The sequence below is a fragment of the Stackebrandtia sp. genome (genome assembly GCF_035643755.1).
In the GTDB taxonomy this organism is placed as follows: domain Bacteria; phylum Actinomycetota; class Actinomycetes; order Mycobacteriales; family Micromonosporaceae; genus Stackebrandtia.
In genome coordinates, this window is sequence record NZ_DASQPW010000096.1 from 1 (window position 1) to 5,154 (window position 5,154).

The following is a 5,154-nucleotide window of genomic DNA, read 5'->3' on the forward strand; positions in this document are numbered from 1 at the left end:
CGCGCGCGAGACGGGGGTGGGGCCGTGACGGGAACGGAAAGAGAGCGCGGCAGCGCCTCGGTGTTGGTCCTGGGGGTGGGCCTGTGTCTGTTGCTGGTGGCGGGCGTGTTCGTCACGGTCGCCACCGCCGTGGAGCTGCGGCATCGCGCCCAGATCGGGGCCGACGCCGCGGCCCTGGCGGGCGCCATGCGCGTCGTCGAGGGGCCCGAGGTCGCCTGCGCCAGGGCGCGGCAATTGGCCGTCGCCAACCACACCGCCATCATCGCCTGTGAACTGTCGGGTGCGGACCTCACGGTGACGGTGGGCGTCGCGCCGCCCCGCGCGCTGGCCGCCTTCGGTCCCGTCACGGCGATCGCGCGGGCGGGTCCCGTTCCCGCGGCGACGGGTGGCGGGCCCAATCGCGGCGCGTCGGTGCGGCAGCGGGGGTCGCCGTGAGACCCGAACGGCGTCCGCGGCGCGCCAATCAACGGCGTGATCCATTACACGTCGCGACGGCACCCCAGGTCCCGGCGTTTGCGCCTCCACTACAGACGGTGGCCAGATCCGCGCTGGCCTGCTAACGTAGCGTCCATGCGCTCGCTCCTACTCACCAAGCGACGCGCGATCGACTTTTGCTTGATCGCCGCCAGCCTGTGTCGCCACTGACCGGCGACCGCTGCGCGCGCTGATCCACTCGTCCGTGTTGATTCGAATGGTCAGCGAAGTATTGGTTCTCCCGTAACCCGTCTCCTCGCGAAATCCGTCTGTCGAAATGCCGACAGGGATCGTGCGCGAGATGCGGTCGCCACACCGCAGATTCGTTCACAATCCACAGGAGATAACCACATGAGCCGCGACAACACCCTCGTCTCAGCCGAATGGGCCGAGCAGAACCTCAACACCGACAAGGTGGTCTTCGTCGAGGTCGACGAGGACACCACCGCCTACGACAGCGCCCACATCCCCGGCGCGGTCAAGCTCGACTGGAAGACCGACCTGCAGGACCAGGTGCGACGGGATTTCGTTGACCGCCAACAGTTCTCCACGTTGCTGTCGCAGCGCGGGATCGCCAACGACGACACCGTGATCCTCTACGGCGGCAACAACAACTGGTTCGCCGCCTACGCGTACTGGTACTTCAAGCTCTACGGCCACGACTCCGTGAAGCTGCTGGACGGCGGGCGCAAGAAGTGGGAGCTGGACGCCCGTCCGCTCACCGCCGACGCGGTGTCCCGCCCGACCACCACCTATGTCGCCTCCGAACTGGACAACACGATCCGCGCCTACCGCGACGACGTGCTCGGCGCGATCGGCCAGACGAACCTGATCGACGTGCGCTCGCCCGACGAGTACGCGGGTCGGCTGCTGGCCCCGGCGCACCTGCCGCAGGAGCAGTCGCAGCGGCCAGGTCACGTCCCCACCGCGCTCAGTGTGCCGTGGAGCAAGGCCGCCAACGAGGACGGCACCTTCAAGTCCGACGACGACCTGCGCGAGCTGTACGGCGCGGCGGGCCTGGACGACACCAAGCCCACCATCGCCTACTGCCGCATCGGCGAACGTTCCTCGCACACCTGGTTCGTGCTGCGGGAACTGCTGGGCCACGGCGATGTCCGCAACTACGACGGCTCCTGGACCGAGTACGGCTCCCTGGTGGGGGTCCCGATCGCGCTCGGCGACGAGCCGGGAAAGGCGGCATGACCATGGGAAACCAGCTCAGCACCGCCGCGGGATGCGGCGCGCCCGCCCAGACCCGCGATCTCCCCGCGTCCATCGACCTGAAGTCCGAAACGGTCGTGACCGGCCAGGTGGTCTCGTCCGCGGGCGAGCCCGTGGTCGGGGCGTACGTGCGGCTGCTCGATCGGCTCGGTGAGTTCACCGCCGAGGTCGTCACGGGCGACGAGGGCGTGTTCCGCTTCTTCGCCGCCGAGGGCGCCTGGACGCTGCGGGCGCTGTCCCGCGACGGCGACGGCGAGGTGGCGGTCTCGGCCGCCACGGGCATCAACGAGGTGACGGTACCCGTCAGTCGGTGAAACCGACGTCGACATCGGCCCCGCGTTCGCCCGAGTGGACGCGGGGCCGCAATATTGGTGCCGTGACAATGCCCCCGCCCCACCGCAGCGGATTCCTCGCGACGCTGAAGCGCCGCAAATACGTCGTGCTGGTGGGGGCCTGGGCGCTGATCATCGCGGTCTTCGCCTTCAGCGCGTCGAGCCCGACCGTCCGCGAACAGACCACCGCCACCGAGGCGCTGGGCGAGCTCGACCGCGCCACGGGGGACGTCGCGGGCCTGGTCAGCGGGCAGCCCTATGGTTTCGCGGTCTCGGGGCTGATCCCGGGCGAGCCTTGCGACATCACCCCCGCCCGCTCCGGGGAGCAGTACTCACGCGCCGTGACCGTCTACGCCCCGTCGGCCGACCACGCCACGCTCATCAAGCGCCTGTCCACCAAGCTGCGCGACCGCTACGGGCTGTACGAGGTGTCCGAGAAGGGGCAGCGCGCCCGCTTCACGGGCGAGGGCGACAAGTTCGTCGACTACACCCTCACCGAACACCGCGACTGGGTGACGTGGACGGCCGCCACCGGCTGCCGCCCCAAGGGCGACGCCGTCGGCGACCTGAGCCCCGACTTCGAGCCGCCCGCCACGCTGGCCAAGCAGCTGTCCGTCCTCAAGGTGGACTCGGCGCGCTGGAATCGGGCCACCACGACCTGCGGCGACCTGGGCGGCCCCGGCGGCAGGGCCACGACCGTCACCGCCGCGGGCAGGCTGCCCGCCGGCGCCGCGTTCTCCGCGCTCACCAAGCTGGTGCCACACAAGGCGACCGTCGTGGTGAGCGGCAAGAACCTGCTGAGCTACCGCTCGGGGGACACCAGCTGGTCGGCCGTGGAGTCACACGGGACGGTGACGGTCAATCAGACTCACCAGTGCTCGGGGAGCTAGCCCGCAGCGCGGTGTAGATGTCCTCGGTGTTCATCACGCCCAGGTTGTCGCGACCATCCAGAATGGTGACGTGACCCGTGTCGCCGTCCAGCAACTGCGACAGGGCTTCCCGCAGCGTCGCGTGAATGGTGACGTGCGGGTGCTCGCCCGGCGGGGCGGCGCGCAGGCCCACGCGCGGCACCTTGGCCACGGACAGGCTCTTCACGCCGCGGTCGGCGCCGACGAACTCCGACACGAACGTCGTCTGTGGACTGCGCAGGATCTCGGCGGGGGTGCCGTACTGCTCCAGCTTGGCCTCTTCGGACAGCACCGCGATCTTGTCGCCCAACCGAATCGCCTCGTCCACGTCGTGCGTGACGAACACGATGGTCTTGCGCACGTCGGCCTGTAGTCGCAGGAACTCCTCCTGCAGCTTGCCGCGCGCGATCGGGTCGACGGCCGAGAACGGCTCGTCCATCAGCAACACCACGGGATCGGCGGCCAGGGCCCGTGCCACCCCGACCCGCTGGCGTTGCCCGCCCGACAGCTGGTGCGGGTACCGCTTGCCGTGCACGGCGATGTCGAGGCCCACCAGGTCCAGCAGCTCCTCCACGCGTTCGTCCACGCGGGATCGCGACCAGCCCAGGAGGCGCGGCACCGTGGCCACGTTCGCGGCGATCGTCTGGTGTGGAAACAGGCCGATGTGTTGGATGCAATAACCGATGCGACGACGCAATTCCACGGGGTCGGACCCCATGACGTCATCACCGTCCACGTAGATGGTCCCAGCGGAGAGATCGAGCAGTCGGTTGACCATCCGAAGCACTGTGGACTTGCCGCACCCTGACGGCCCCACCAGGGCCACCAGGTCCCCGGCTTCAATGTCCAGGCTCAGATCGGCCACCGCGACCGCTCCGCCGTCGTATTCTTTTCGGACGCCGTCCAGCCTTATCGGCGCGGCGGTCGCACGAGACATGCGCTCGACCCTACAGCGCGACACCGACATTTGGCCAGCACTGAGGCTTGGGCACTTGATCCCGTCTCCAATCGAGACCTTCGGTATGCCGCCCGAAAATATTCGATTCAGCGTCCGAAGTTTCACGAAAGCATGCCGTGACTTGCGAAAACGATCGGCGGTGTTGGTATCGAAATCCCCACGTCACGCATTGGTCCACAACGGGGCGGCAACGCTATGGTGAAGCGCCTGGCTCGCATTGACGTCTGGTGTGGCCATCCCCTCAAATGGAGTGAGTAGTGGAGTTTCGAATCCTTGGCGCGCTTGAGGTCTGGGACGGCAAACGCCCCGTCCCGCTCGCGGGCCGCCTCCACCCGAAGATCCTGGCGGGACTGCTGCTCAACGCGGGAAGAACGGTGTCGGTGGCGTGGCTCGCGGAGCTGCTGTGGGATGACACACCGCCCGCCACGGCGCGTCGCCAGGTCCAAAACGCGGTCGCGGCGCTGCGGCGCCAGTTGCCGCGCCACGGCGACCTGATCGAGCGCGGCGTCCACGGGTACCGCCTCAACCTCGGCGCCGCCGTCCTCGACCTGAGCGAGTTCGACGCCGCGATCCAGGCCGCGCGGCGCGCCACGCCCGACGGCGACGCCGCGCTGGACGCCTACGAGAACGCGCTGGCGCTGTGGCGGGGCTCGGCGCTCGACGGACTGACGGGGCGGGTGCTGGAGGCCGCCGCGCTGCGGCTCAACGACACCTATGTCTCGACGTACGAGGAGTACGCGGGCGCCGCCCTGAACGGCGGCGAGGCCGAACGCGTCCTCGACAAGCTCGTCGAGCTAGCGGCGATCCACCCGCTGCGCCAGCGCCTCGCCGCCCGCCTGATGCACGCCCTGTACCAGACCCGACGCGGCCCCGAAGCCCTGCAGCTCTTCGAAACCGTGCGACGACGGCTGTCGGACGAGCTCGGCACTGGCCCTGGCCCCGAACTCAGGGACCTGCACGTTCGCATCCTGCAACAAGACCCCACCCTGGCGCCCGAACCCCACGACGACATCGACCTCGCGACACCGCCCTCGGCGCTGGTGCCCGCCCAACTCCCCGCCGACGTCTCGACCTTCACGGGGCGAGAAGACCAGGTCGCGGCGCTCGACCGCCTGCGCGCCAGTGGCGCCACCGCTGGCGTCGTGTCGACGATCGCGGGCATCGGCGGCGTGGGCAAGACGGCCTTGGCCGTCCACTGGGGCCACGGCGCGCGCGAGCGGTTCCCCGACGGGCAGTTGTACATCAACCTGCGCGGGTTCGA

General features: G+C 69.3%; 6 protein-coding genes. 5 read left to right on the forward strand and 1 reads right to left on the reverse strand.

The genetic code is table 11. The annotated features are described in order from the left end of the window. The 4 genes from VE172_RS07285 to VE172_RS07300 form a co-directional block, all read left to right on the forward strand. The coding region (locus tag VE172_RS07285; protein WP_324799231.1) for an Rv3654c family TadE-like protein at window positions 1-435 on the forward strand (435 nt) is incomplete at its 5' end. 390 nt (window positions 436-825) lie between these two features. Then, window positions 826-1,677 carry a sulfurtransferase gene (locus VE172_RS07290; RefSeq protein ID WP_324799234.1) on the forward strand — a complete coding sequence of 284 codons (852 nt, stop codon included), beginning with the start codon at window positions 826-828 and terminating at the stop codon, window positions 1,675-1,677. 2 nt (window positions 1,678-1,679) lie between these two features. After that, on the forward strand, window positions 1,680-2,009 hold the full coding sequence (locus tag VE172_RS07295; RefSeq protein WP_324799237.1) for a DUF1416 domain-containing protein: 330 nt from the start codon (window positions 1,680-1,682) through the stop codon (window positions 2,007-2,009). Between the two features lie 62 nt (window positions 2,010-2,071). Beyond that, complete coding sequence (locus VE172_RS07300) at window positions 2,072-2,917, forward strand: hypothetical protein (RefSeq protein ID WP_324799239.1); 846 nt, start codon at window positions 2,072-2,074, stop codon at window positions 2,915-2,917. On the opposite strand, the gene VE172_RS07305 is transcribed toward VE172_RS07300, so the two are convergent. After that, the gene (locus VE172_RS07305; protein WP_324799242.1) at window positions 2,886-3,872 is read right to left on the reverse strand and encodes an ABC transporter ATP-binding protein; all 987 of its coding nucleotides are present in this window, start codon (window positions 3,870-3,872) and stop codon (window positions 2,886-2,888) included. The two genes, VE172_RS07300 and VE172_RS07305, sit on opposite strands and share 32 nt — an antisense overlap. A gap of 278 nt (window positions 3,873-4,150) precedes the next feature. On the opposite strand from VE172_RS07305, the gene VE172_RS07310 reads away from it, so the two are divergent. Next, a partial coding sequence (locus tag VE172_RS07310; protein ID WP_324799245.1) for an AfsR/SARP family transcriptional regulator occupies window positions 4,151-5,154 on the forward strand: 1,004 nt, incomplete at its 3' end.

Coding starts and splice junctions, on each gene's coding strand:
- VE172_RS07290 (WP_324799234.1), top strand. CDS start 826: ATGAGCCGCGACAACACCCTCGTCTCAGCCGAATGGGCCGAGCAGAAC.
- VE172_RS07295 (WP_324799237.1), top strand. CDS start 1,680: ATGGGAAACCAGCTCAGCACCGCCGCGGGATGCGGCGCGCCCGCCCAG.
- VE172_RS07305 (WP_324799242.1), bottom strand. CDS start 3,872: ATGTCTCGTGCGACCGCCGCGCCGATAAGGCTGGACGGCGTCCGAAAA.